A 24,159-nucleotide genomic window follows, 5' to 3' on the forward strand; every position below is an offset into this window, starting at 1 on the left:
ACAGCTTATGAATCGGCTTTCATCTCAGGACGCAACCCGCACGAAGGGCGTCAAACGCATGGCAGGCACCACGGCCGTCGCTGCGGCCCTCCTCGGCGGCGTCGTCGGATTTGCAGGATTTGCCGGGACGGCGCATGCCGAAGGCATGAGCGTTTCGTCCAGCGCATTCAAAGATGGCGGTTTGCTGCCTGCGGAGCACGCGGGCGCAAACGAATGCGGCGGCAAGAACACAAGCCCGCCGCTGGAATGGAAGAATCTGCCGCAAGCCACTCACAGCGTCGTGATCCGGATGACGGACCCTGACGGTGCCAAGGGCGGCGGCGTGGTCCACTGGATCGCTTACAACATTCCGGCTTCGGTGACGTCACTGGCGGCCGGTGCGGGCAACAAGTCGGGCGACAACATCACGGTCGGGAAGAACATTTCCGGTGCCGAAGCCTATCGCGGTGCGTGCCCGCCGGTGGGCGATACGCCGCATCACTACATCATCACGGTGACGGCGACCGACATTGCGCCGGGCAGCCTGCCGCCGGGCCTCGACGCCGCCGGACTCACTGTGGCGCTTGCCGGTCACACGCTGAACGGGTCAACCATCGTGGCGCGATACGGCCGCTGACCGGCGCGCGCTTCGATGCAACGATAAAAAACGCCAGCGGATAGTCCACTGGCGTTTTTCGTTTCACGGTGCGAACAACGTTCGCCCGACGCAGCCTTACACGCGATTACCGCTCACGGGCGAGCGCGAGGAATTCCGTGCGCAGCGCCAGGTTGGGCTGCAACTCGCCGAGCATCGCCGACGTCACCGTCTCTTCGCCTGCCGTGCGAATGCCACGGCTCTCCATGCACATGTGACGGCACGACACCACGACACCGACGGCCTTCGGTTGAAGGTGCGTCATCAGCGCTTCTGCGACTTGCGTCGTCAGACGCTCCTGCACTTGCAGGCGACGCGCAAAGCAATCGACCAGACGCGTGAGCTTCGACAGGCCGACGATCTTGCCGTTGGGCAGATAGCCGATGGTCGCCTTACCGAAGAACGGCGCGAGATGGTGCTCGCAGTGGCTGTACACCGGAATGCCGCGCACCACGATCAGTTCGTTGTATTGCTCGGCTCCGTCTTCGAAGACCTTGAGCACTTCGGCCGGATCCTGGCCGTAACCTGCCGTCCATTGACGCCACGCTTTTTGTACCCGCGCCGGTGTTTCATGCAAACCGGAACGTTCCGGATCTTCGCCGATGTGTTTCAGGAATCGCTTCCAGTCGTTTTCGTCGAACGTGTCGTGAGACATATCAATCAAGCTCCCATACATTGGATCCGCAGCGCTGCGCCGCTGCATCTTGCGCATCCCCGCGCTGCCGGACATGTGCGCACAATAACAGAGAGTCACATCGCACGCATGCGGCTTCCCGGTTTGCGAGTCCGGTCGTAAGGCCAGTCCTGAGCACACCGGACACGGCCCGCCCCGATTGCCGCCGGGTTCGCTTTTGCGCTAAGGTGGCGACGGACAACCGCAACGCACGAGGCGCGCCATGTCGGCACTCCCACGCATGTGCAACAAAGCGATGACCCTTGCTTCTTCGACCGCCATCGCTGCGCTCGCGCTGCTGGCCGGTTGCGGCAACCGTGGCCCCGAGCCGTGGCAAGGCTATGTCGAAGGTGAGTTCGTCTACGTCGCCTCCTCGCAGGCGGGCACCTTGCTGTCGCTTGCCGTCGCGCGCGGCCAGGAGGTGAAAGCGGGCGATGTCCTCTTCGATCTCGAATCCACCTTTGAAAGGGCTGCTCAGGCCCACGCACGCGAGACACTTGCGAGCGCCGAAGCCCAACTTCGCGATCTCGGCATAGGCAAACGTCCCGACGAAATCGACGTCTCAAAGGCCCAGCTCACGCAGGCCATCGCCGCCCGCGACAAAGCGCGCAGCCAGTTCGACCGCGATCAGGCGCAATACGCCGCTGGCGGCATCTCCCGCGAACAACTCGAAGCCAGCCGGGCCGACGCCCGCACCACCGAAGCACGGGTGCAGGAATTGCAGGCCAGTCTGGCCGTCGCCCGTCTGCCCGGCCGCGAGGCTCAGCGCCAGTCGCAAGCGGCGCAGGTCGACGTAGCACGCGCGTCGCTCGCGCAGGCCGACTGGCAACTCTCGCAGAAGCACGCCGTCGCGAGCGCCGCCGGTCGCGTCTTCGACACGATGTACCGCGTCGGCGAATGGGTGGCGGCGGGCAGTCCCGTCGTGCGTCTGCTGCCGCCCGCGAACATCAAGGTGCGGTTCTTCGTGCCCGAGGCCGCGCTCGGCGAACTGCGCGCCGGGCAGACCGTACACATCGCCTGCGACGGCTGCGGTGCGGGCGTGGATGCGCGCGTAACCTACGTCGCCAATCAGGCGGAATACACGCCGCCCGTCATCTACAGCAACGACACGCGCGATAAGCTCGTGTACATGATCGAGGCGCATCCGGCAGCCACAGACGCCATCAAGCTGAACCCCGGCCAGCCCGTGCAGGTGACGCGCCGATGACCGCCCCTCACAACGCGAATCGCTCAGATCGCGCCGCCGCGCAACGAAACGCATCGTCGCCCGAGAGGGGACGGCAAAACGTCCCGCAGGACGACGACACACTCGCCATTGACGTGCGCGGCCTGAATAAGCACTTCGGCGACAAACATGTCGTCAAGGACCTGTCGATGCAGGTGCGGCGCGGCGAGATCTTCGGCTTTCTCGGGCCGAACGGCAGCGGCAAGACGACCTGCATTCGCATGATGTGCGGCCTGCTCACGCCCGACTCGGGTAGCGGCACATGCCTCGGCTTCGACATCGTGCGTGAGTCCGCACAGATCAAAAGGCACGTCGGCTACATGACGCAGCGCTTCTCGTACTGGGAAGACCTGACGATCCGCGAGAACCTCGATTTCGTCGCCCGTGTCTACGGCATGCCCAACCGGCGCGAGGCCGTCGAACACGCTATCGAGCGCCTTGGCCTCAAAGCGCGGGCGAAGCAACTGACCGGCTCGCTTTCAGGGGGATGGAAGCAACGGCTCGCGCTCGCGGCGTGCATGCTGCACGAGCCGCAAGTGCTACTGCTCGACGAGCCGACCGCAGGTGTCGACCCGACGGCACGGCGCGACTTCTGGGAGGAACTGCACGAACTGGCGGCCCAGGGTATTTCGGTGCTCGTCAGCACGCACTACATGGACGAGGCGGAACGCTGCCACAAGCTGGCCTACATCTCGTACGGCGAACTGCTCGCGCAAGGCTCGGCGGCCGAGGTCATCGAAAGCCAGCATCTGTCGACGTGGACCGTGCATGGCGACGACCTTGTCGATCTCGCGCGGGAGTTGCGCGAACAACCGGCCGTCGCGCAGACGGTCGCGTTCGGCAGCGCCTTGCATGTGAGCGGCACCGACGCCGACGCACTGGAGAAGCTCCTGCGCCGCCTCGAAACCGAGCGCGGGCTGCGTGCGACGCCCATCGAGACGAGTCTCGAAGATGTCTTCATCTATCTGATGAGTCACGCGAAAGACAACTTCGGAGACGGCTCATGAGCGCACCGCTGGGCTTCTCCGTCGCGCGCTGGTGGAGCATCGTGTGCAAGGAGTTTCTCCAGTTGCGCCGCGACCGGGTGACGTTCGCCATGATCGTCGCCGTGCCGCTCGTGCAACTGACACTCTTCGGCTTCGCCATCAACACCGACCCGAAGCACATGCCCACGGCGGTGCTGATGCACGACGACAGCGAGTTCACACGCAGCTTCACCGCCGCCATGCAGCACTCGGGCTACTTCCGCTTTACCGAGACGCTCACGAGCGAAGAGGCCGGACGCGCCGCCCTCGCGCAAGGCCGCGTGCAGTTCGTGCTCAACATCCCGACCGACTTCACACGCCGCCTGCTGCGCGGCGAGCGCCCGGCGCTACTCGTCGAAGCCGATGCCACCGACCCGATGGCCATGGCCTCGGCGCTTGGCGCGCTGCCCGCCATCGCCCAGTCCGTCGCGCAGAAGGATCTGACGGGGCCGCTGGCGTCGCTGGGTGGGTCTGGCTCATCATCCGCTTCATCCGGTAATGCGCCCTTCGACGTTCAGGTGCATCGGCTGTACAACGCCGAGGGCATCACGCAGTACAACATCATTCCCGGGCTGATGGGCGTGATCCTAACGATGACGCTCGCGATGATGACCGGTCTGGCCATCGTGCGCGAACGCGAGCGCGGCACGATGGAGAATCTGCTCGCCACACCGGTGCTGCCCATCGAGGTCATGACGGGCAAGATCGTGCCGTACATCGCCATCGGCCTGATTCAGGCGAGCATCATCCTGATCGCAGCGCGCTTCGTGTTTCACGTGCCCTTCGAAGGCAGCGTGATCGCGATCTATCTGTCGGCACTCGTCTTCATTGCCGCCAATCTGACGGTCGGCATCGCGCTGTCGTCGTTCGCGCAGAATCAGTTGCAGGCGATGCAACTCACGGTCTTCTACTTTCTGCCGAACATGCTGCTCTCCGGCTTCATGTTTCCGTTTCGCGGCATGCCCGCATGGGCACAGGCGATCGGCAACGTGCTGCCGCTCACGTATTTCAACCGGCTCATTCGCGGCATTCTGCTCAAGGGCAATGGCTGGGCCGACGCCTGGCACGACCTGTGGCCGCTACTCGTCTTCTGCGCCGTGCTGATGACGGTGGCCGTCAGGTTCTATAAACGCACGCTCGACTAGCTCCATGCTCGCCATGCGCCCACCGCCCTCTCGCTTCGCACCGCTCAAGCTCGGTCTGTTGATCGGGCTGACCGGCGCGCTGTCGGCCTGCGCCGTCGGCCCCGACTTCCACACGCCCGATAGCCCGACCGTCGCGCAGTACACCAGCGGGACGCAACCGGTCACAACGGCGGGGACTTCAGGCGACGTCGCCCATCAGAGCGGCCCCCAGACGCTGATCACCGGCGACGAGGTGCCCGCCGAATGGTGGACGCGCTTCGGTTCGCCCGCGCTGAACGCGTTGGTCGCGCAGGCGCTGGCCGACAGTCCGACGCTTCGGCAAGCCGAGGCGAAACTGCGTCAGGCGCAGGAGGACTATCGCGCGCAGGCGGGGGCGCGCCTGCTGCCGTCCGCCGACCTGAAGCTCTCCGGCACGCGCGAGCAGGTCGATCTCGCGTCGTTCGGTATCACCAGTGTGCCGAGTCCCGGCCCGTTTACGCTGTACAACGCGAGCGTCGATGTGTCGTACACGCTCGATGTCTTCGGCGGCAACCGTCGTGCGCTCGAAGGGCTTGCCGCACAGATCGACTATCAACGCTTCGAACGCGACGCCGCACGCCTCTCGCTCGCGGGCAACGTGGTAACGGCCGCGTTGCGACAGGCCAGTGCCCGCGCCCAACTTGCCGCGCTGGACGGCATGCTGAGTGCACAGCGTCAGCAGCTCGACATCACGCGCGCGCGGGAACGAGCTGGCGGCGTCGCGACGCTCGACGTCCAGAATCAGGCCGCGCTGGTCGCACAAACGTCGGCGCAATTGCCGCCGCTTCGTCAGCAAATCGCACAGTACGACCATCAGTTGGCACGCTGGGTCGGTCAGCCGCCGGGGGCGTTCACGTCACCGACGATCGACCTGACGACATTACAACTACCGCAAACGGTGCCGGTATCGCTGCCCTCCACGCTGGCCAGCCGACGCCCCGACATCCGCGCAGCACAAGCGCTATTGCACAAGGCCAGCGCAGACGTGGGCGTCGCAACGGCGAACCTGTATCCGCAATTCACCTTGTCCGGCAGTTTCGGCACGCAACGCATGCGCACCGCCGATCTGGGCAACGGCATCAACATCTGGAATATCGGGATGAACTTGCTGCAACCGCTCTTGCGTGGCGGCGAGTTGCGCGCACAACGTCGCTCGGCGGTGGCCGCGTATGACGCAGCGCTCGCGTCGTATCAGGACACGGTGCTGCTCGGTCTCGCGCAAGTCGCCGATGCGATGCGTGCGCTCGACGCCGATGCCGACAAGCTGGTCGCACAGGCCGACGCCGCGCAACGCACCGAGCATGCCTACCGCATCGCCGAGGCTCGCTATCGTGCAGGCGGCATCAGTCATCTCGCCCTGCTCGACGCGCAACGTCAGGCGCTTGACGCCACCCGTGCACGGCTGGAGACGCAAGGCGCACGGCTGGCCGATACTGCGGCGCTTTGGCAAGCGCTGGGAGGGGCGGCCACCGTGCCGTCTGCCAATGGCGATGGCGATGGCGATGGCGACGCCGGTGCGGGCGACACGCCTCATGGGCCGGTTACCCCCGCGACGCCGCCTCCTCGCTGAGGCATTTCATCAACGCATTGACCGGCGCACGCTTGAGCGCCGACTGACGCGCCAGCACCCCAAGCTCACGCGTGAGCGGCGCGCCCGACAGCGGCAATACCTGAACGCCCACGCCCCCAGACTTACCCTGCTTCGGCGACGTGCGGGTCATGTCGGCGTCGACAGGCAATCCGATGAGCGTCGCAGGCACGATGGACCAGCCCAGCCCTGCGCGCACCATGCGCAGGATGACTTCCGGCTCGTCCAGCTCCACGCCCTCGCGCACCCAGAGCCGATGCCGTCGCAGGTATCGCTCGACGAGATCGCCGCCGTACGAGCGCCGGTTGTAGCGCACGAACGGCAGCGTCGTACTCCAGTCGGCGACCGTCCCGCGCGTGCCTTTCGGCGCGATGGCCACATACGGCTCGTGCATCAACGTGAGCCACTTCATGTCGACGGGCACGCCGATGCGCGGACGAATCATGACGGCCAGATCCAGTTCCCGGGCGTCGAGTTGAGCCAGCAGTTGCACCGACATCCCCGGCACGATGTTCAGATGAGGCATCGCCCCCAGCGCCGTCCAGCGTTGCACTGCGCCCGGCAGTAGCCCCAACTGCACAGTCAGAATCGCGCCGACGTTGATCGGCGCGAGCGCCGCCTGACCGCCGAACGCGCCCGCCTCGCCGCGCATGGACTGGTAGCCCGCGATCACGCCCTGCGCCTGCGACAGCAGTCGGCGGCCATCGTCGGAGAGCGACACGGCGCGTCCGGTGCGCTCGAAGAGCTGCACCCCGAGGTCGTCTTCCAGGCGTTGGATCTGCGCGCTCACCGCGGACTGTGTCAGTCCGAGACGCGCGCCCGCTGCGGAGAACGACGCGGTTTCGGCTGCCGTGACAAAGGTTTTGAGGTAACGGATCATTAATCGAAAATTTTGCTACTGAGTGGTCGAATTATTCGTTTTTAATTATTTTTATCGATAGATAGAATTTACCGGAAATCGGCGCACGCAGGTGACGCGTCATAACGCGGGGCGTCGTACGGAAAAACCGCTCCCCGAATTCAACCCCACATTGCACCGGAGACTCTCATGGCAACGCCGCTGTTCCACCTCGCCTTCCCCGTCCACAATCTCGACGCTGCCCGCCAGTTCTACGGCAACGTGATGGGCTGTGCCGAAGGCCGTAGCTCGGATCACTGGATCGACTTCGATTTCTTCGGGCATCAACTGGTCGCGCACCTCTCGCCCGATGAGGCAGGTAAGCGCATCACGAACCCGGTCGACGGCGACGAGGTTCCCGTTCCGCATTTCGGCGTTATCCTTGACATGCCTGCGTGGCACGCACTGGCCGAGCGCCTGCGCGCCGCTGGCACCCGCTTCGTGATCGAGCCGCATATCCGCTTCGCGGGGCAAGTCGGCGAACAGGCGACGTTGTTCTTCTACGACCCGTCGGGCAACGCGTTGGAGTTCAAGGCGTTCGCGGACATGTCGCAGGTGTTCGCCAAGTAATCGGCGCACGGCGCGTAGCATCGGAATTTCCCACGTCGTCCGGCACTTGATAGTCGGACGACGTTTGTTGTTTTGTGTTTGTTGTCGGTATTCGTCTCATATCAGTCGAGAGTCCTCTCATGAGCCAATTCGTTATTTCGGCCCCGCCCCAAGCGTCGGTCGCCGTCGCTGGCAGCGATGCCCGTTTCCCCGTGCGCCGCGTGTTCTGCGTTGGCCGTAACTACGCCGCGCATGCCCGCGAAATGGGCAGCAATCCGGACCGCGAGCCGCCGTTCTTCTTCATGAAGCCCGCTGACGCCGTGGTCGCCGCCGAGGGCACGCTGCCCTACCCGCCGCTCACCAGTGAGCTGCATCACGAGATCGAACTGGTAGTCGCCATCGGTGCCGACGGCGAGAACGTGGATGTGGGCGATGCGCTGTCTCTGGTGTGGGGTTATGGCGTCGGTGTGGATCTCACGCGTCGCGATCTGCAACAGCAGGCGAAAGACACGCGCCGTCCGTGGGACTGGGGCAAGGCGTTCGACGCGTCGGCACCGTGCGGCCCGCTGCACGCCGTGGACGAAGTCGGTCATCCGAACGAAGGCCGTGTGTGGCTCGACGTGAACGGTGAAAACCGTCAAACCGGTGATCTCAACGAACTGATCTGGTCGGTGCCCGACTTGATCGCCGAGATCTCGCGCAGCGTGAAACTTGCCGCAGGCGACCTGATCTTCACCGGCACGCCCGCCGGCGTCGGCCCGCTGGAGCCGGGCGACAAGGTGAGCGCCGGTGTTGCCGGGGTCGGTGAAATCGCGTTCACCGTCGGCCGGAAGCCCGCCGCCTGAGTTCGCAACGAACCTTACCTCTGACGGCAAGGATATCCACAGCAACTGTTGATAACCCTATGCATAAGTGCCATGCCGACGGCGCAATCGCCCGTCGGCATTGGCTGTCAAGTGCATTGCCTAAATTGCCGTCAGACGCGTCACGAATTTTCCTTCCCCGCCCCTCGTTCGTCCTCGTTCATTCCTGAAACGTTTTTCGCTGCATAGCGACAAATCTCCCGTTTCATTTGCCGAACTCCCCTGTCGATTCAATGGGTTGCGTGCTTTGGCACGGTTCTCGCATTAAGGAAGATGCAAGCCGTCCGCCCTCGGGGAAGTCTCTTCGCCTGGCCGACCGCCTCGGGAATCAAGCCATGCACGCCACATGGCCCCGGCACGCCCGATGCCTATCCCCTCGCCGGGAGCGCCCCGGGTGCGGACGGATTGCACCAGTGACCGTCGTGTGAAGAGACGGATCGTGCGTTGGGAATATTCGGGGAGAGGATCATGCAAATGCGCCGCACCGGGCCTTGCGCCCTAAGTCCCTGCGTCAGGTCGCTCGCGCCTGCGAGTCCTGCCAAGTCGGCCCGACGTCACCCCCGCGAACGATGTGCGAGTTGGCGGCACCGTCGGCATGATGCCGCCGGAGACCGCCGTCATGTCGCGCCCGGGCGGGCATTGCGTTAATGCGATTTGCGTCTGAAGTCTTCCCTCGTCAGGTGACTTCTTTTGCGACAGGCGCCCGCGAGTGCGGTGCGCCTGTTTTTCCGATCAGCGATTTCCGATCAGCTTTCTTCCGCCCAGACCTTCGCCGCACGCACCGCGCGCTGCCAGCCAGCGACCGCGCGATTGACGTCGTCTTCGGACAACTTGCGCGAAAAGCGCCGCTGCAATTGCCATTGACGCTGCAACGTGTCGATGTCCGGCCAATACCCTACCGCGAGTCCCGCAAGGTATGCCGCGCCTGCGGCCGTCGTCTCGATCACCTTGGGACGAACGACGTCTGCGCCGAGCAGATCGGCCTGCCATTGCATCAGCAGATCGTTGGCCGCAGCACCGCCGTCCACGCGCAATTCCGAAACATGCAGACCAGCGTCAGCTTCCATGGCGCGCAGCACGTCGAGCGTCTGGAACGCGATGCTGTCCAGCGCGGCACGCGCCACGTGTGCAGCGGTCGTGCCTCGCGTCGCGCCGAATAGCGTGCCGCGTGCGCGCGGCTGCCAGTGTGGCGCGCCGAGACCGGCGAACGCGGGCACGAGCACCACGCCGTCGGCATCGGGCACGCTGGTGGCGAGCGCTTCGACATCGCGCGAATGACGGATGATGCCCAGCCCGTCGCGCAGCCACTGGACCACCGCGCCACCGATGAAGATGCTGCCCTCCAACGCATAGTCCACCCGATTGCCGATCTTCCAGGCGACCGTCGTCAGCAGGTTATGGCTCGACGCCTGCGGCTTGTCGCCGGTGTTCATCACCATGAAGCAGCCCGTGCCGTAGGTGTTCTTCACCATGCCCGGCGACAGACACATCTGCCCGAACAGCGCGGCCTGCTGATCGCCCGCGATGCCCGCAATCGGCACGGGCGCAGAGAATAACGGTGTAGCCGTGTGCCCATAGACTTCGCTCGACGAACGGACTTCGGGCAGCATGCTGCGCGGCACGTCGAGCAGCGCCAGCAGCGCTTCGTCCCATTCGAGCGAGTGGATGTTGAAGAGCATCGTGCGCGACGCGTTCGACACGTCGGTCACGTGTAGCTTGCCGCCGGTCAGATGCCATACGAGCCAGCTATCGACGGTGCCGAACGCGAGATGCCCCGCGTCGGCCGCTTCGCGCGCGCCGTCGACGTTATCGAGAATCCAGCGGATCTTGGTGCCGGAGAAGTACGAATCGATGCGCAGACCGGTGCGCTGCGCGACGAGCGCCTCCTTGTCTTGCGCACGCAACGCGTCGCAGAAATCGGCCGTGCGACGATCCTGCCAGACGATGGCGTTGTACACCGGCTCGCCCGTGCGCCGATCCCACACGATGGTCGTCTCGCGCTGATTGGTGATGCCGATGGCCGCGATGTCGCTGCCACCGACGCCCGCGTGCGTGAGCGCTTCGGCGGCGACACCGGCTTGCGTCGCCCAGATTTCACGGGGATCGTGCTCGACCCAGCCCGGATGCGGGTAGATCTGACGGAACTCTTTCTGCGCGGTCGCGACGACGTGACCGTCGCGATCGAACAGCAGCGCTCGCGAACTCGTCGTGCCCTGATCGAACGCGAGGATGTAGGCGCCTCCTGCCATTGCATTCGTCTCCTTGATCCAGCTTTTTTAGTCTTGCTTGTGCGATGTTGCGATAGTGCGATGACTTCCCGACGGACTCAGGCGGCCATTTCCAGATGCTGAGCAAACCATTGCTCAACGCTGGCCGCACCTTCTTTGCCGACGTGCAGACCGAGTTTCGTACGACGCCACAGAACGTCCTGCGCGGTGCGCGCCCATTCGTACTGCACCAGATAGCGCAATTCGGCTTCGTAGAGATCGCCGCAGATGCGGGTGCCGAGGCCGTCGAGCGAGTTCGCGTCGCCGACCAGCACATGCGTGCGCGTGCCGTAGGTATGCGCGTAGCGCTGAGCCAGCGACGACGGCAACCACGGCATCTGCGCGCGCAGCGACGTCTCGAAAGCGCCCGCGTCGGGCTCGGCCATATCGCCGCCCGGCAGCGGTGCGCCCGCCGTCCAGTCGCCATGCGTAAAACCCAGCGCACCGTGCAGATGCGACATCGCTTCTTCCGCAAGACGCCGGTACGTCGTGATCTTGCCGCCGAACACGGAGAGCAGCGGCGCGCGCGTGCCGGGGGCATCGAGTTCGAGCTTGTAATCGCGCGTGACGGCCGACGGATTCGACACATCTTCCTCCATTAGCGGACGCACGCCCGCATACGTCCACACAACGTCGGCGGGCACGATCGGCTTGGTGAAGTACTCGCTGGCGGACTTGCAGAGGTAAGCGATCTCGTCTTCATTGATCTCGACCTTCGCCGGGTCACCGAGGTACTCCAGATCGGTCGTGCCGATCAGCGTGAAATCGCGCTCGTACGGAATGGCGAAGATGATGCGCTTGTCGGGGTTCTGGAAGATGTAGGCGTGGTCGTGATCGAACAGCTTGCGCGTCACGATGTGACTGCCCTTGACGTTGCGGATGCGATGCGTTGCCGGTTGACGCAACACGTCGCCCAGCAGATGACCGACCCACGGCCCCGCTGCATTGACGATGGCGCGCGCGCGCACGGTCTGACGCTCGCCGGTGGTCGTCTCCAGTTGCGCCGTCCACGAGTGCTCGCCGCGCTCTGCGCCCACCAGACGCGTGCGCGTAAGGACGGTCGCGCCTCGCTCGGCCGCGTCCTGCGCGTTGAGTACCACCAGTCGTGCATCCTGCACCCAGCCGTCCGAGTAGACGAAGCCGCGCGTGAGGTCCTGACGCAACGGCGCACCCGCCGGATGCTGGCGCAGGTCGATGCCGCGCGAGCCAGGCAGAATTTCACGACGCGCCAGATGATCGTAAAGAAACAGCCCCGCGCGGATCATCCAGGCGGGACGCAGGTTCGGCATGTGCGGCATGACAAAACGCAGCGGCCACATGATGTGAGGGGCCGCGCGCAACAACACTTCGCGCTCTTGCAACGCTTTGCGCACCAGTCCGAATTCGTAGTACTCGAGATAGCGCAGACCGCCGTGAATCAGCTTGGTGCTGGCCGACGACGTGTGCGACGCCAGATCGTCCTGCTCGACAAGCAATACACGCAGACCGCGACCGGCGGCATCACGCGCGATACCGGTGCCGTTGATGCCGCCACCGACGACCAGCAAATCGTAAGGGGCGGAAGTTGGAGCCGACGCCAAAGGGGCCGAGCCGTTGTCCAATGGCGTTTGAGCGGGTGTCTGCACGTGTTACTCCCAGCGATGGGGGTCAAATCAGGAAAGTTCGAAAATGTTCGCTTTGATGCGTTGCAATGTTCGTTTCCGAACATCAACATTCGAATTCTAACAGATCACGCGCCATGAGTTTCGAATTCGCACATTTCATTGGGCCGATGTGCGAATTCGCAGCGTCGATCAATCTGCGATGTGAACCAGCGTGCCGGCCTCGGCAATCACGGCATCCATGCTTGCAGGCACCGGGCGATCGGTGAACAGCGCGTCGACCTGTGAGAGATGCCCCAGCCGCACCAGCGCCGGACGTCCGAACTTGCTGTGATCGGCCGCCAGAAACACGGTGCGCGACTGCGCGATGATGGCCTCGGCCACACGTACTTCGCGGTAATCGAAGTCGCGCAGCGTCCCGTCGGCATCGATGGCTGAAATACCGACGATGCCGAAGTCGACCTTGAACTGGCGGATGAAATCGAGTGTGGCCTCGCCGGTCACGCCCTGATCCCGGGCGCGCACCACGCCGCCCGTGATGATGACCTCGGCGTCGGCATAACCGCTCATCATGGCCGCCACATGCAGGTTGTTCGTAATGACGCGCAACCCCCGGTGACGCGACAGCGCCCGCGCCACGGCCTCCGTCGTGGTGCCCAGATTGATGAAGAGGGAGGCGTGATCGGGAATTTGCTCGGCGAGGCGCACAGCGATGCGGCGCTTTTCGTCGGCCAGTTGCGTCTGACGGGCGTCGTAAGCTTCGTTCTCAGCGCCGCCGGGCAAGCCGACACCGCCGTGATAGCGACGTACCCATTTGCGCTCGGCGAGGAAGTTGATGTCGCGCCGGATGGTTTGCGGGGTGACGTCGAAGCGGGCGGCGAGTTCGTCGACCGTGAGAAAACCGTCGCGGCGCACTGCGTCGAAAAGCGCCTGCTGACGCGGGTTCAGCGACGCCTGGCCAGCATCGCCAGCCGCGATCGGACCTTCGGAGACATCGACGGATTCGGCGGATTCGTTATGAGACATCGGCACGCACGCGCAAAGAAAAACCATCGCGCAGCCCGGCTGGCTGCGCGTTCGCCGTCATGATACCCCGTCGTTGTATGACACCACCGTGACCGGCGTGTGTCCGGTCATGCCGTCAAAGGCACTGGCGTACGGCGTCGGCGAGCGATTGCGGGCCGGTCGAGCCGAGATAGAGCGAGCCTTCGCTGCCAGGCTTGCGCGGCGCGAGGTCGAGGATGGCGAGAATGCCGTCGTCGTTCGAGGAGAGTTCGAGGGTCTGGCCCGTGCCCGCCTTCACGCGTTGCAGTCGCGCGTAAGGCAGTTGCTTCTTCCACAGCCGGGCCGTGCAGGCGCTCACGCGCGCGAAAGCCTTCTTGGACGATCCCTGCCACACGGCGCCGTTGCCCCGCGCGTCGTCGATGGTGTCGCGGTACGCGGGCAAGGTCTCGACTTTGACATTCTCCGGGGCCACATCGGCGACGCTGCCCACAGGCGGATCGTCATGCGCGGCGACGGGTGCGGTTTGCGCGCACCCGGCGAGCAGCACCGCGAACGTCACGCCCGCCGCGGCAAGCGCGCTGGCCACACGGCGCTGCGCCCCGCGCGCCGTGTCGGAATTCGTGTTGATGCCCCGGTCCATTGCCCCGCTCCACACATGCTGGTATCTGATCCCGGCGCGCGATGGTGCGGTGGCCAGCGGATGTCTTGATGCATCCGTGCGAAGCCATCGCGCGCGCCGTCTTGGTCTTGTTGATCGACCCGTCGTCCCGATTACCGCCAAATCGCGATCTGTAAGACAACTGGCCCGGCACTCACCCGCACATGTCCCGCGCTTCGATTGCACGGGCCTTGTAGCCTATCGGGCGACGCCAGTTGGCGCTCATCTTACTCGCGTTATTCATAGCATGGCAATTCGCGCAATGCGCGCAGGCCCGAATCGCGTATATTGCTGGTTTCTGTCACACTCGCCGCACCGCCTCGCGCCCCATCCGGCAGCGAGTCAGCGTGTGCTCTGCCACCGGTTCGCGGATAACTCACCGCCTCGCCGGAACGCCATAAGCGATAACAATAAGCGGACAGCGAGCACGCGTGACGCCAGCCAACCCGTTTCACTTTTTGCGACTGTCCCGATTTCCATGTCCAGCAATGCGCAAGCCCCGATCATCGTCATCGCCCCCGATTCTTTCAAAGGTTCGCTGAGCGCGCCTGAAGTGGCGCAAGCCATCGCCGCAGGCATCGCCCGCGTGCTGCCGCATGCCGATCTGCGCTTGCGCCCGATGGCCGACGGTGGCGAAGGTACGCTCGACGCCCTGCTCTCCGCAGGCGGGCGACGCGTGCCGTTGTCCGTGCGTGGCGCGGGCAAGGCGTCGGTGACGGCCGAGTACGGTGTCATGCCCGACGGTACGGGCGTGCTGGAAAGTGCAAATGTCGTCAGCATTACCGATCCGGTCGGCATGCAGACGCCGGTGGCCGAGCGCTCGACGGTCGGCCTTGGCGAGCTGCTGCGCGCCCTGCTCGACACCGGCGCGCGCCGCGTGCTGATCGGTCTGGGCGGCAGCAGCACGAACGATGGCGGCGCAGGTCTGCTCGTCGGCCTCGGCGCCCGTTTGCTCGACGAAGCCGGTGAAGAAGTGCAACCGGTCCCGGCGGCACTGCATCGCGTAGCGTCGATCGACTTGAACGGGCTCGATGCACGTCTGAAGGATTGCGAGCTGGTGGCCATGTCGGACGTCAACAATCCGCTGAACGGCCAGCAAGGTGCGACGGCGATTTTCGGCCCGCAGAAAGGTGTGAGCGAAGCACAGGTCGAACCTCTCGACCGCGCTATCGCCCACTTCGCCGGGCACGCACACCGCGCGTTCAACGCCAGCGAAGCCGCGAGTCGCGCGGGCGCAGGCGCAGCGGGCGGTCTTGGCTTCGCGCTGCACCTGCTGGGCGCGCAGTTCCGCTCGGGCGCGGAAGTGGTGGCCGAGCGCGTGGGACTGCCGCAAGCGGTAGAGGGCGCCGACTGGCTGATCACCGGCGAAGGCCGCAGCGACGGTCAGACGCTCTCGGGCAAGACGCCGATGATCGCCGCACAGGTCGCCATCAAGGCAGGCGCGACGGCATCGCTGCTCTCAGGGGCCATCGACCGCACGGCGCTGGAGAGTCTGTCGCGCGTCTTCTCGGGCTGCTTCTCGCTGACGTTCGGTCCGACCACGCTGGAGAAAGCCATTGCCGACGCTGCCGGTCTGCTGACCGATAGCGCCGAACAGATGACGCGGCTGCGTTATACGCACAAGGGTTGAGCGCAAGGATCAGGCGATGCGTGCCCGTAGACGTGGCACGGCAAAGTCGAGAAATGCACGCAGTTTCAGGGGCAACGGCGTTTGCCCCTTGTGCACCAGATTGACGGGGAGCGGGGCGGCTTCAAAGTCGTCCAGCACCACGCGTAGCGCATCGTCGCGCACCGCTTGCGCCACCTGATACGACAACACCCGCACGAAGCCCACACCGAGCACCGCCGCCGAGATCGCCGCTTCGGCGGTATTCACCGCGAGCCGCGAGCGAATGGGCACCGACTGCCCGGTTCGTCCCTCGCCGAACTCCCACGCACGGCGCGACGCCAGCACCTCGAACGTAATGCACGCCTGACCGGTAAGATCCTGCGGCTTCTTCGGTTCGCCATGCGTCGCCAGGTATTCCGGACTGGCGCAGACAACGCGTCGCACGGTCCCGATGCGCGACGCCACCATCGAGCTATCCGGTAAATGACCGATGCGCAGCGCTACGTCCGCCTGCTCGTCCATCAGATGCACGACGCGGTCGGTCAGCAGAAGACTGACGTCGATCTCCGGGTACTGCGCGAGGAATTCCGCCACGACCGGCAGCACGTGCAGACGCCCGAAGACGACGGGCGCGGTCAGCACCAGTTCGCCTTTCGGCGTGGCATATTCGCCCGTCGCCGTGCGCTCCGCTTCGCCAATCTCTTCGAGAATTCTGCGACACGCGGCCACGTACGCACTCCCGGCTTCGGTCAGCGACAACTGGCGCGTCGTGCGATGCAGCAGCCTCGTTTTCAGATGCGCTTCCAGTTCCCCGACTTTACGACTGACGGTCGCCAGCGGCATGCCGAGTCCGCGTGCTGCGGCCGACAAACTGCCCGCATCGACCACTGCGATCAGGATCGACATGGATTCGAGTCGATTCATGGACCCTACCAAATTTTGGAAAGATGATTCCCGATCTTGATGGATTCTCTACGTGGATGCAACCACGTAATGTCGAGACCTGAGCGGGGTGAGTCACGGTCGTCACACGACACCGCCCCTTCCCGCACCGGTCATCGTCACATCAGGAGAGCATCGTGCGTCCGCCCAATTCCCCCACCGCCCCTTCCACCACTACCGCCCCGCCACACGCGGCACAGGAAATCGCCTCGCACAGCAAGATCGTGATGATGGGGGTGATTGCTGGCGCGGTCGTCACCAACATTTACTGCACGCAGCCGATCCTGCCGCTGATCGCTGCGGACATGCGCGTCGATCTCGGGACGGTGGACCTCGTCGCGGCCGCCGCGTTGCTGGGCTTCTCCGCCGGGCTCGCGTTATTGCTGCCGCTGGGCGACCGCTACGACCGCCGCAAACTCGTGCTCGCGCAAATTGCGCTGGCCTTCTGCTTCGCGCTGGCCGCGACATTTGCCCCGGGCATCTGGGCGTTGATCGGCGCATCGTTCGGTCTGGGGATCGTGTGCTGTGTGCCGCAGCAACTGGTGCCGTTCGCCGCCGTCATGTCGGCGCCGAGTCAGCGCGGCCGGGCGGTGGGCACCGTCGTGAGCGGGATCATGATCGGGATTCTGCTCGGACGAACGATTGCGGGCGTTGTCGGTGAAGGGTTCGGATGGCGCGCCGTCTACGGCGTGGAAGCCGCTTTCATGATCCCGGTGTGGATCGCCGCCGCACTGTTGTTGCCGAAGGGGCGCCCCAGCACGGACCTTTCGTATGGTCGTCTGTTGGCGTCACTGTGGCCGTTGGCTCGCGACCATCGCCCCCTGCGCGAATCGATGACGATTCAGGCGCTGCTCTGGGCCTGCTTCAACGCGTTCTGGGTGAATCTGGCGGCACTGCTCGCCGACGGGCCGTGGCATCTCGGCAGCGCGTGGGCGGGCGCGTTCGGTATCATCGGCGCGGCGGGTGCGTTCGCCGCGTCTTTCGGCGGACGTGCCACCGACAAGCTGGGGCCGCGCGGCGTGGTCGGCGTGAGCATCGCCATCGTCACGCTCAGTTACGTGCTGCTCGGGGGCGCGAACCTCTCGCTGGCGTGGCTCGTGATCGGGGTGATCGTGCTCGACATCGGCGTCCAAGCAGGTCTTGTGTCCAACCAGACACGTGCTTTCGCGGTGGACCCGAAAGCGCAGGGGCGAATCAATAGCCTCTATATGACGGCGACGTTCTTTGGCGGCGCAGTGGGCGCGACGGTGAGCGGATGGCTGATGGCGCGCTTCGGATGGACGGGCGTCGTGAGTCTGGGCGTTGCGCTCGGTGTGCTGGCCCTCGCGCTTCACTGGGTCGGCGGACTGCGCGGTAGGTCTGAGGCGCCGGGCAAAGGTGTGTCGACGTTGTAGAGCACCGGCATCTGGTGCCGCCATCGGCACCAGACATCGTCTTGCGTCATCAGGTCGGCCATGAAGTGGGCGACGTTGATGCGACTGGTCTTGCCAGCGTCGAACAGCGCGCTTCGGATGGGTGAGGGGTGCGCTTCGTAAGCGGTGACGTCGACATGATCGACAAGACTGTCCGGACGCACCACCGACCATTCGATGGCAGGATCGTCGCGACCGATTTCGACGCGCAGCACATCCGAAGCCGCCTCGTTGTCGGCATGTGGCGGCAGCAGCAGGCGAACTGCGCCGATGATGCACCGCTGCGCAACCGATACCGGCTCGAACAGATCGCGATTGCGATTGCCGGAGGTGTTCATCAGCACGAAGCGAACGGCGGATGCCCGACCGCTGACCTTGATGGCGCGGCACAAACGACGCGTCGCTTCGGTGACGAGTCGACGCGGTTCGCCGTAGATACCGCTGAGTGTGAGGTTGTGTCCGAGACACGACGCTACCGCGTCGCAACCAGCGACATGGTCGGCCAACGCGGCGTCGCTCAGATCTAGCACGCTGGCCTGCACAAGCGATAGTTGTGCGTGACCGGCTAACGCATCAAGTGGCTTGCCGGAGCGCACAATCGCCCGCACATGCCAACCACGCGTGAGCAGTTGCTGCACGAGCAATCGTCCTGTTGCGCCCGTCGCACCTACGACCAGCGCCGTTCCTATCGCGTGGACGTACGTCATACACCTCGCCTCCTCACACCATCAAGTCCACAAACTGATGGACGGGCATGGTTTCGAGCCGTTGCCGATCCAGTGCCACGTCGAGAATGCGCGTCTGCGCCCGTGCGGCGAAGCGGCGCGCCAGATTCGTTTTGAACTTCTCCACCAACAACGGGATGCCTTCGTCGCGACGTCGCCGATGCCCGATCGGGTACTCCACAAGCACTTCGTCGAGCACCGTACCGTCGTTCAGCGTGACAGTGAGTCCGTTGGCAATCGAGCGCTTGTCGGGATCGTGATAGTCGCGGGTGAATTGCGGATCTTCCTCGCACACAATGTTCGCGCGCAATGCATCGATGCGCGGATCGCCCGCCACATCGTCTTCGTAGTCGGCCGCCGTCAGCCGTCCGAACAGCAACGGCACAGCCACCATGTACTGGATGCAGTGATCGCGGTCCGCCGGATTGGCGAGCGGCCCCTGCTTGTCGATGATGCGAATCGCCGCCGCATGCGTGCGAATCTTCACCGAGCGGATGTCCTGTGCGCTACGCCCCATCGCCAGCAATTGTCGATGCAACGTCATCGCCGCCTCGGCAGCCGTCTGTGCGTGAAACTCGGCCGGAAACGAAATCTTGAACAGCACGTTCTCCATCACATACGACCCGTAAGGCCGCTGGAACGCGAACGGCTTGCCCTTGAACAGCACATCGTAAAAGCCCCACGTCTTTGCCGTGAGCACCGACGGATAGCCCATCTCGCCGGTGCGCGCCATGAGCGCGAGGCGTACCGCACGGCTCGTCGCATCGCCTGCCGCCCACGACTTGCGGCTGCCGGTGTTCGGCGCATGACGATACGTGCGCAGGCTCTGCCCGTCGACGAACGCCAGCGAGAGCGCAGCGATCAGTTCGTCGCGCGACAGGCCCAGCATTTCGCCGACGACTGCCGTCGACGCCACCTTGACCAGCACCACATGATCGAGCCCGACCTGATTGAACGAGTTCTCCAGCGCGAGACATCCCTGAATTTCGTGCGCCTTGATCATCGCCGCGAGCACGTGACGCATTGTCAGCGGCGGCTGCCCCTGCGCGACGGCCGTGCGCGAGAGCCAGTCGGCCGTCATCAGAATGCCGCCGAGGTTATCCGACGGATGCCCCCACTCGGCCGCAAGCCACGTGTCGTTGAAGTCGAGCCAGCGAATCATCGCCCCCAGACTGAAGGCGGCCTGTACCGGATCGAGTTGATATGGCGTGCCGGGCACCTTCGCGCCGTTGGGCACGACCGTGCCCGGCACAATCGGGCCGAGCAGTTTGGTACACGCGGGATAGGAGAGCGCTTCGAAACCGCACCCAAGCGTGTCGATGAGACAGTTGCGTGCGGTGTCGAAGGCGAGATCGCTACGGATCTCATAGGTCAGGACGTAGTCGGCAATGTCCGTCAGGACTTTGTCGGGCGAGGGACGCACATTCGCAACGTTCGAAGCACCTGCGGACATTGACGACCTCCTGTGAGGTGAGACGGTTCGGTACCGGACCCGCGTCCGGTCAGAAGGCATCTCCCGGAATGCGCACCCAGCCCTCCATCAACACGCGCGCGCTGCGGCTCATGATGGCCTTCGTGACCGTCCATTCGCCGCCTTCCTGGTTGGCTTCCGCCCCGACACGCAATGTGCCGGACGGATGACCGAAGCGTACAGCACTACCAACATTACGCTCGCCACCGCCCGCCGCCAGATTCACGAGCGTGCCCGGAATCGAGGCCGCCGCACCGATACACACGGCCGCCGTCCCCATCATCGCGTGATGCAGCTTGCCCATCGACATCGCGCGCACGAGCAGATCGACATCTCCGGCATTCACAGCCTTGCCGCTCGACGCCGTGTAGCCCGCCGGTTTCGCCACGAACGCGACCTTCGGCGTGTGCTGGCGCGTGGCCGCTTCCGACACATCCTTGATCAGTCCCATGCGAATCGCGCCGTGTGCACGGATCGTCTCGAACATGGCAAGCGCCTTCGGATCGCTGTTGATGGCGTCCTGCAATTCGGTGCCCTTATAGCCGATCTCTTCGGCGTTCAGGAAGATGGTCGGGATGCCCGCATTGATCATCGTCGCCTTGAATGTGCCCACGCCGGGGACTTCGAGATCGTCGACGAGATTGCCGGTCGGGAACATGGCGCCACCGCCCCCGTCACCCTCTTCTTCGGCGGCCGGATCGAGAAATTCGAGCTGCACTTCGGCGGCCGGGAACGTCACGCCGTCGAGTTCGAAGTCGCCCGTTTCCTGCACAGCACCGTCCGTCATCGGCACATGGGCGACGATCGTCTTGCCGATGTTGGCCTGCCAGATGCGGACGACGGCCACGCCATCGCGCGGCACGCGCGCCGGGTCCACCAGTCCGCCGCTGATCGCGAACGGGCCGACGGCCGCCGACAGATTGCCGCAGTTGCCGCTCCAGTCGACGAACTTCTGGTCGATGGAGACTTGCCCGAACAGGTAGTCCACATCGTGCCCGGGCCGCTCGCTCCTGGCGATGATGACCGTCTTGCTGGTGCTCGACGTCGCGCCGCCCATGCCGTCGATCTGCTTGCCGTACGGGTCCGGGCTGCCGATCACGCGCATGAGCAACGCGTCGCGGGCCGCACCGGGTGTCTGCGCGGCGGTGGGCAGGTCCTGCAGGCGGAAGAACACGCCCTTGCTCGTACCGCCACGCATATACGTGGCGGGAATGCGAATTTGTGGCTGATGCGCCATCACATCTCTCCTCAGGCGGCTGCCTGCGACGATTCCAGAAAGTCCTGCGCGAAGCGCTGCAGCACCCCGCCCGCCTCGTAAATCGAAACTTCTTCAGCCGTGTCGAGACGGCACGTCACCGGCACCTCGACGCGCTCACCGTTCTTTCGGTGGATGACCAGCGTCAGGTCGGCGCGCGGCGTGCGCTCGCCGATCACGTCGAACGTCTCGCTGCCGTCGATGCCCAGCGTCTTGCGGTTCGTGCCCGGCTTGAATTCCAGCGGCAACACGCCCATGCCAACCAGATTGGTGCGGTGAATGCGCTCGAAGCCCTCTGCGACGATGGCTTCGGTGCCCGCCAGACGCACGCCCTTCGCCGCCCAGTCGCGCGACGACCCCTGACCGTAGTCGGCCCCGGCGATCACGATGAGCGGCTGCTTGCGCGCCATGTACGTCTCGATGGCCTCCCACATGCGCGTCACGCGGCCTTCCGGCTCGATGCGAGCGAGCGACCCTGCCTTGACCTGTCCGTCGACCACGACCATCTCGTTCTTGAGCGTCGGGTTGGCGAACGTGGCGCGCTGCGCCGTGAGGTGATCGCCTCGGTGCGTGGCGTACGAGTTGAAGTCCTCTTCCGGCAGGCCCATCTTCGCGAGGTACTCGCCCGCTGCGCTGTCGGCCATGATGGCGTTCGACGGCGAGAGGTGGTCGGTCGTGATGTTATCGCCCAGCACCGCCAGCGCGCGCATGCCGCGCAGCGTGCGCTCACCGGCAAGCGCGCCCTCCCAGTACGGGGGACGTCGGATGTACGTGCTCATCTCGCGCCAGTCGTACAGCGGCTCGGCCCGCTCGCCGTGGTCCACCGACGCGGCAAACATCGGCTCGTACACACGACGGAACTGCTCCGGTTTGACGCTGCTCGCGATGATGGTGTCGATCTCTTCATCGCTCGGCCACAGGTCGGCGAGTCTGATCGGCTTGCCATCGGCGTCGACACCGAGCACATCCTTCTCGATATCGAAGCGGATGGTCCCGGCAATGGCGTAAGCGACCACCAGCGGAGGCGAGGCGAGAAACGCCTGCTTCGCATACGGGTGGATGCGGCCATCGAAGTTGCGGTTGCCCGAGAGGACAGCCGTCGCGTACAGGTCACGCTCGACGACTTCCTTCTGAATCACTGGATCGAGTGCACCCGACATGCCGTTGCACGACGTGCACGCATAAGCGACCACGCCGAAGCCGAGCGCCTCAAGTTCCGGCAGCAGGCCCGCCGCTTCCAGATACAGCGTGACGGCCTTCGAGCCGGGCGCAAGCGAGCTCTTGACCCACGGCTTGCGCACGAGACCCACCCGGTTGGCGTTACGCGCGAACAGACCCGCTGCGATCATGTTGCGTGGGTTGTTGGTGTTCGTGCAGCTCGTGATGGCGGCGATGATGACCGCGCCGTCGGGCATCAGCCCCGGCTCGTTCTCCACCGTGCCGCTGATGCCGCGTGCGGCGAGTTCGCTCGTCGGCACACGCTTGTGCGGGTTCGACGGACCGGCAATGTTGCGCACCACGCTCGACAGATCGAACGTCAGCACGCGCTCGTACTCGGCCCTCGTCAGCGTGTCGGCCCACAAGCCAGTTTGCTTTGCATACGTCTCGACCAGCGCGACGAGCGCGTCGTCACGGCCGGTGAGCTTCAGGTACTTGATGGTTTGTGCGTCGATGTAGAACATCGCCGCCGTCGCACCGAACTCCGGCGCCATGTTCGAGATCGTCGCGCGGTCGCCCAGCGTGAGGTTCGCCGCACCTTCCCCGTAGAACTCCAGATACGCGGATACGACCTTTTCCTTGCGCAGGAATTCGGTCAGCGCGAGCACGATGTCGGTGGCGGTGATACCCGGCTGCGGCTTGCCCTTCAGCTCCACGCCGACGATGTCCGGCAAGCGCATCCACGACGCGCGCCCAAGCATCACGCTCTCCGCTTCCAGCCCGCCCACACCAATGGCGATCACGCCCAGCGCATCGACCATCGGCGTGTGCGAATCGGTGCCCACGAGCGTGTCGGGGTAAGCGACGCCGTCCGCCACCTGAATCACCGGGCTCATGCGCTCCAGGTTGATCTGGTGCAGGATGCCGTTGCCCGGCGGAATCACGTCGACGTTGCGAAACGCTTTCTTCGTCCAGTTGATGAAGTCGAAGCGGTCTTCGTTACGACGATCTTCGATGGCGCGGTTCTTCGCGAACGCATCGGGATCGAAGCCGCCGCATTCGACGGCCAGCGAGTGATCGACCACCAGTTGGGTCGGCACGACCGGGTTGACCAGCGCCGGGTCGCCGCCTTGCGCCGCGATGGCGTCGCGCAGGCCCGCGAGGTCGACGAGCGCCGTCTGGCCGAGGATGTCGTGGCACACCACGCGTGCGGGGAACCACGGGAAATCGAGGTCGCGACGTCGTTCGATCAGTTGCTTGAGCGAATCGGTCAGCGCCGCCGGATCGCAGCGGCGCACGAGGTTCTCGGCCAGCACGCGCGAGGTGTACGGCAGCGTGTCGTACGCGCCCGGAGCAATGGCCTCGACGGCAGCACGGGCGTCGAAGTAATCGAGCGACGTCCCGGGCAGGGATTTACGGTATTCGGTGTTCATCATGT

20 protein-coding genes are annotated in these 24,159 nt (G+C 64.8%); 9 read left to right on the plus strand and 11 right to left on the minus strand.

What is annotated here, in order from left to right:
* Positions 1-7 precede the first annotated feature (7 nt).
* Positions 8-616, plus strand: coding sequence for a YbhB/YbcL family Raf kinase inhibitor-like protein (locus NTU39_RS17235; RefSeq protein WP_257958139.1), 609 nt, complete (start codon positions 8-10; stop codon positions 614-616).
* Between the two features lie 106 nt (positions 617-722).
* On the opposite strand, the gene folE is transcribed toward NTU39_RS17235, so the two are convergent.
* Complete coding sequence (gene folE, locus NTU39_RS17240; RefSeq protein WP_150663278.1) at positions 723-1,289, minus strand: GTP cyclohydrolase I FolE; 567 nt, start codon at positions 1,287-1,289, stop codon at positions 723-725.
* Positions 1,290-1,563: 274 nt separating this feature from the next.
* On the opposite strand from folE, the gene NTU39_RS17245 reads away from it, so the two are divergent.
* The 4 genes from NTU39_RS17245 to NTU39_RS17260 are packed head-to-tail and all read left to right on the plus strand — an operon-like array spanning position 1,564 to position 6,290.
* Positions 1,564-2,514, plus strand: a complete 951-nt coding sequence (locus NTU39_RS17245; protein ID WP_257958140.1) for an HlyD family secretion protein — start codon at positions 1,564-1,566, stop codon at positions 2,512-2,514.
* On the plus strand, positions 2,511-3,539 hold the full coding sequence (locus NTU39_RS17250) for an ABC transporter ATP-binding protein (RefSeq protein WP_257958141.1): 1,029 nt from the start codon (positions 2,511-2,513) through the stop codon (positions 3,537-3,539). Before NTU39_RS17245 ends, NTU39_RS17250 begins: the two co-directional genes overlap by 4 nt.
* On the plus strand, positions 3,536-4,702 hold the full coding sequence (locus NTU39_RS17255) for an ABC transporter permease (RefSeq protein ID WP_257958142.1): 1,167 nt from the start codon (positions 3,536-3,538) through the stop codon (positions 4,700-4,702). The genes NTU39_RS17250 and NTU39_RS17255 overlap by 4 nt, the downstream gene beginning before the upstream one ends.
* A gap of 4 nt (positions 4,703-4,706) precedes the next feature.
* On the plus strand, positions 4,707-6,290 hold the full coding sequence (locus tag NTU39_RS17260) for an efflux transporter outer membrane subunit (protein WP_257958143.1): 1,584 nt from the start codon (positions 4,707-4,709) through the stop codon (positions 6,288-6,290).
* Here NTU39_RS17260 and NTU39_RS17265 read toward each other — a convergent pair.
* Positions 6,262-7,188: a LysR family transcriptional regulator gene (locus tag NTU39_RS17265; RefSeq protein ID WP_150663283.1), complete on the minus strand. Its 927-nt coding sequence runs from the start codon at positions 7,186-7,188 to the stop codon at positions 6,262-6,264. The genes NTU39_RS17260 and NTU39_RS17265 overlap by 29 nt on opposite strands.
* Positions 7,189-7,356: 168 nt before the next feature.
* Here NTU39_RS17265 and NTU39_RS17270 point away from each other — a divergent pair, with 168 nt between their 5' ends.
* Both NTU39_RS17270 and NTU39_RS17275 read left to right on the plus strand, forming a co-directional pair.
* Positions 7,357-7,776, plus strand: a complete 420-nt coding sequence (locus NTU39_RS17270; protein ID WP_150574797.1) for a VOC family protein — start codon at positions 7,357-7,359, stop codon at positions 7,774-7,776.
* 119 nt (positions 7,777-7,895) lie between these two features.
* Positions 7,896-8,600, plus strand: coding sequence for a fumarylacetoacetate hydrolase family protein (locus tag NTU39_RS17275; protein WP_150663284.1), 705 nt, complete (start codon positions 7,896-7,898; stop codon positions 8,598-8,600).
* Positions 8,601-9,364: 764 nt separating this feature from the next.
* On the opposite strand, the gene glpK is transcribed toward NTU39_RS17275, so the two are convergent.
* The 4 genes from glpK to NTU39_RS17295 all read right to left on the minus strand — a co-directional run bounded on the left by glpK (position 9,365) and on the right by NTU39_RS17295 (position 14,131).
* Positions 9,365-10,867, minus strand: coding sequence for a glycerol kinase GlpK (gene glpK / locus NTU39_RS17280; protein ID WP_150663285.1), 1,503 nt, complete (start codon positions 10,865-10,867; stop codon positions 9,365-9,367).
* A gap of 77 nt (positions 10,868-10,944) precedes the next feature.
* Positions 10,945-12,465 carry a glycerol-3-phosphate dehydrogenase gene (gene glpD, locus NTU39_RS17285; protein WP_150663521.1) on the minus strand — a complete coding sequence of 507 codons (1,521 nt, stop codon included), beginning with the start codon at positions 12,463-12,465 and terminating at the stop codon, positions 10,945-10,947.
* 213 nt (positions 12,466-12,678) lie between these two features.
* Positions 12,679-13,512 (minus strand): DeoR/GlpR family DNA-binding transcription regulator, encoded by an 834-nt coding sequence (locus NTU39_RS17290; protein WP_246184449.1) that lies wholly within the window; start codon positions 13,510-13,512, stop codon positions 12,679-12,681.
* A gap of 115 nt (positions 13,513-13,627) precedes the next feature.
* The gene (locus NTU39_RS17295) at positions 13,628-14,131 is read right to left on the minus strand and encodes a hypothetical protein (RefSeq protein ID WP_150663286.1); all 504 of its coding nucleotides are present in this window, start codon (positions 14,129-14,131) and stop codon (positions 13,628-13,630) included.
* Between the two features lie 496 nt (positions 14,132-14,627).
* Between NTU39_RS17295 and NTU39_RS17300 the strand changes: the two genes are divergently transcribed.
* Positions 14,628-15,779 (plus strand): glycerate kinase, encoded by a 1,152-nt coding sequence (locus NTU39_RS17300; protein WP_150663287.1) that lies wholly within the window; start codon positions 14,628-14,630, stop codon positions 15,777-15,779.
* Positions 15,780-15,788: 9 nt separating this feature from the next.
* On the opposite strand, the gene NTU39_RS17305 is transcribed toward NTU39_RS17300, so the two are convergent.
* Positions 15,789-16,682, minus strand: a complete 894-nt coding sequence (locus NTU39_RS17305; protein WP_150663288.1) for a LysR family transcriptional regulator — start codon at positions 16,680-16,682, stop codon at positions 15,789-15,791.
* 155 nt (positions 16,683-16,837) lie between these two features.
* Between NTU39_RS17305 and NTU39_RS17310 the strand changes: the two genes are divergently transcribed.
* Positions 16,838-18,094 carry an MFS transporter gene (locus tag NTU39_RS17310; RefSeq protein ID WP_373275318.1) on the plus strand — a complete coding sequence of 419 codons (1,257 nt, stop codon included), beginning with the start codon at positions 16,838-16,840 and terminating at the stop codon, positions 18,092-18,094.
* Here the strand turns inward: NTU39_RS17310 and NTU39_RS17315 are convergent.
* From NTU39_RS17315 to acnD, 4 genes are read right to left on the minus strand one after another with little or no spacing between them, the layout of a single operon-like run.
* Positions 18,031-18,819, minus strand: coding sequence for an NAD(P)-dependent oxidoreductase (locus NTU39_RS17315; RefSeq protein WP_257958144.1), 789 nt, complete (start codon positions 18,817-18,819; stop codon positions 18,031-18,033). The two genes, NTU39_RS17310 and NTU39_RS17315, sit on opposite strands and share 64 nt — an antisense overlap.
* A 13-nt stretch (positions 18,820-18,832) precedes the next feature.
* Positions 18,833-20,290 carry a bifunctional 2-methylcitrate dehydratase/aconitate hydratase gene (locus NTU39_RS17320; RefSeq protein WP_257958145.1) on the minus strand — a complete coding sequence of 486 codons (1,458 nt, stop codon included), beginning with the start codon at positions 20,288-20,290 and terminating at the stop codon, positions 18,833-18,835.
* Positions 20,291-20,339: 49 nt separating this feature from the next.
* Complete coding sequence (prpF, locus tag NTU39_RS17325; protein WP_150663291.1) at positions 20,340-21,545, minus strand: 2-methylaconitate cis-trans isomerase PrpF; 1,206 nt, start codon at positions 21,543-21,545, stop codon at positions 20,340-20,342.
* An 11-nt stretch (positions 21,546-21,556) separates the two neighbouring features.
* Positions 21,557-24,157: a Fe/S-dependent 2-methylisocitrate dehydratase AcnD gene (acnD, locus tag NTU39_RS17330; RefSeq protein WP_257958146.1), complete on the minus strand. Its 2,601-nt coding sequence runs from the start codon at positions 24,155-24,157 to the stop codon at positions 21,557-21,559.
* Positions 24,158-24,159 lie beyond the last annotated feature (2 nt).

The organism is Pandoraea commovens, from assembly GCF_024704525.1.
GTDB classification, from domain to species: Bacteria; Pseudomonadota; Gammaproteobacteria; order Burkholderiales; family Burkholderiaceae; genus Pandoraea; species Pandoraea commovens.

Coding starts and splice junctions, on each gene's coding strand:
- prpF (WP_150663291.1), bottom strand. CDS start 21,545: ATGGCGCATCAGCCACAAATTCGCATTCCCGCCACGTATATGCGTGGC.
- NTU39_RS17265 (WP_150663283.1), bottom strand. CDS start 7,188: ATGATCCGTTACCTCAAAACCTTTGTCACGGCAGCCGAAACCGCGTCG.
- NTU39_RS17300 (WP_150663287.1), top strand. CDS start 14,628: ATGTCCAGCAATGCGCAAGCCCCGATCATCGTCATCGCCCCCGATTCT.
- NTU39_RS17245 (WP_257958140.1), top strand. CDS start 1,564: ATGACCCTTGCTTCTTCGACCGCCATCGCTGCGCTCGCGCTGCTGGCC.
- NTU39_RS17320 (WP_257958145.1), bottom strand. CDS start 20,290: ATGTCCGCAGGTGCTTCGAACGTTGCGAATGTGCGTCCCTCGCCCGAC.
- NTU39_RS17305 (WP_150663288.1), bottom strand. CDS start 16,682: ATGAATCGACTCGAATCCATGTCGATCCTGATCGCAGTGGTCGATGCG.
- acnD (WP_257958146.1), bottom strand. CDS start 24,157: ATGATGAACACCGAATACCGTAAATCCCTGCCCGGGACGTCGCTCGAT.
- NTU39_RS17250 (WP_257958141.1), top strand. CDS start 2,511: ATGACCGCCCCTCACAACGCGAATCGCTCAGATCGCGCCGCCGCGCAA.
- NTU39_RS17290 (WP_246184449.1), bottom strand. CDS start 13,512: ATGTCTCATAACGAATCCGCCGAATCCGTCGATGTCTCCGAAGGTCCG.
- NTU39_RS17270 (WP_150574797.1), top strand. CDS start 7,357: ATGGCAACGCCGCTGTTCCACCTCGCCTTCCCCGTCCACAATCTCGAC.
- NTU39_RS17275 (WP_150663284.1), top strand. CDS start 7,896: ATGAGCCAATTCGTTATTTCGGCCCCGCCCCAAGCGTCGGTCGCCGTC.
- glpK (WP_150663285.1), bottom strand. CDS start 10,867: ATGGCAGGAGGCGCCTACATCCTCGCGTTCGATCAGGGCACGACGAGT.
- NTU39_RS17255 (WP_257958142.1), top strand. CDS start 3,536: ATGAGCGCACCGCTGGGCTTCTCCGTCGCGCGCTGGTGGAGCATCGTG.
- NTU39_RS17235 (WP_257958139.1), top strand. CDS start 8: ATGAATCGGCTTTCATCTCAGGACGCAACCCGCACGAAGGGCGTCAAA.
- NTU39_RS17295 (WP_150663286.1), bottom strand. CDS start 14,131: ATGGACCGGGGCATCAACACGAATTCCGACACGGCGCGCGGGGCGCAG.
- NTU39_RS17315 (WP_257958144.1), bottom strand. CDS start 18,819: ATGACGTACGTCCACGCGATAGGAACGGCGCTGGTCGTAGGTGCGACG.
- folE (WP_150663278.1), bottom strand. CDS start 1,289: ATGTCTCACGACACGTTCGACGAAAACGACTGGAAGCGATTCCTGAAA.
- NTU39_RS17260 (WP_257958143.1), top strand. CDS start 4,707: ATGCTCGCCATGCGCCCACCGCCCTCTCGCTTCGCACCGCTCAAGCTC.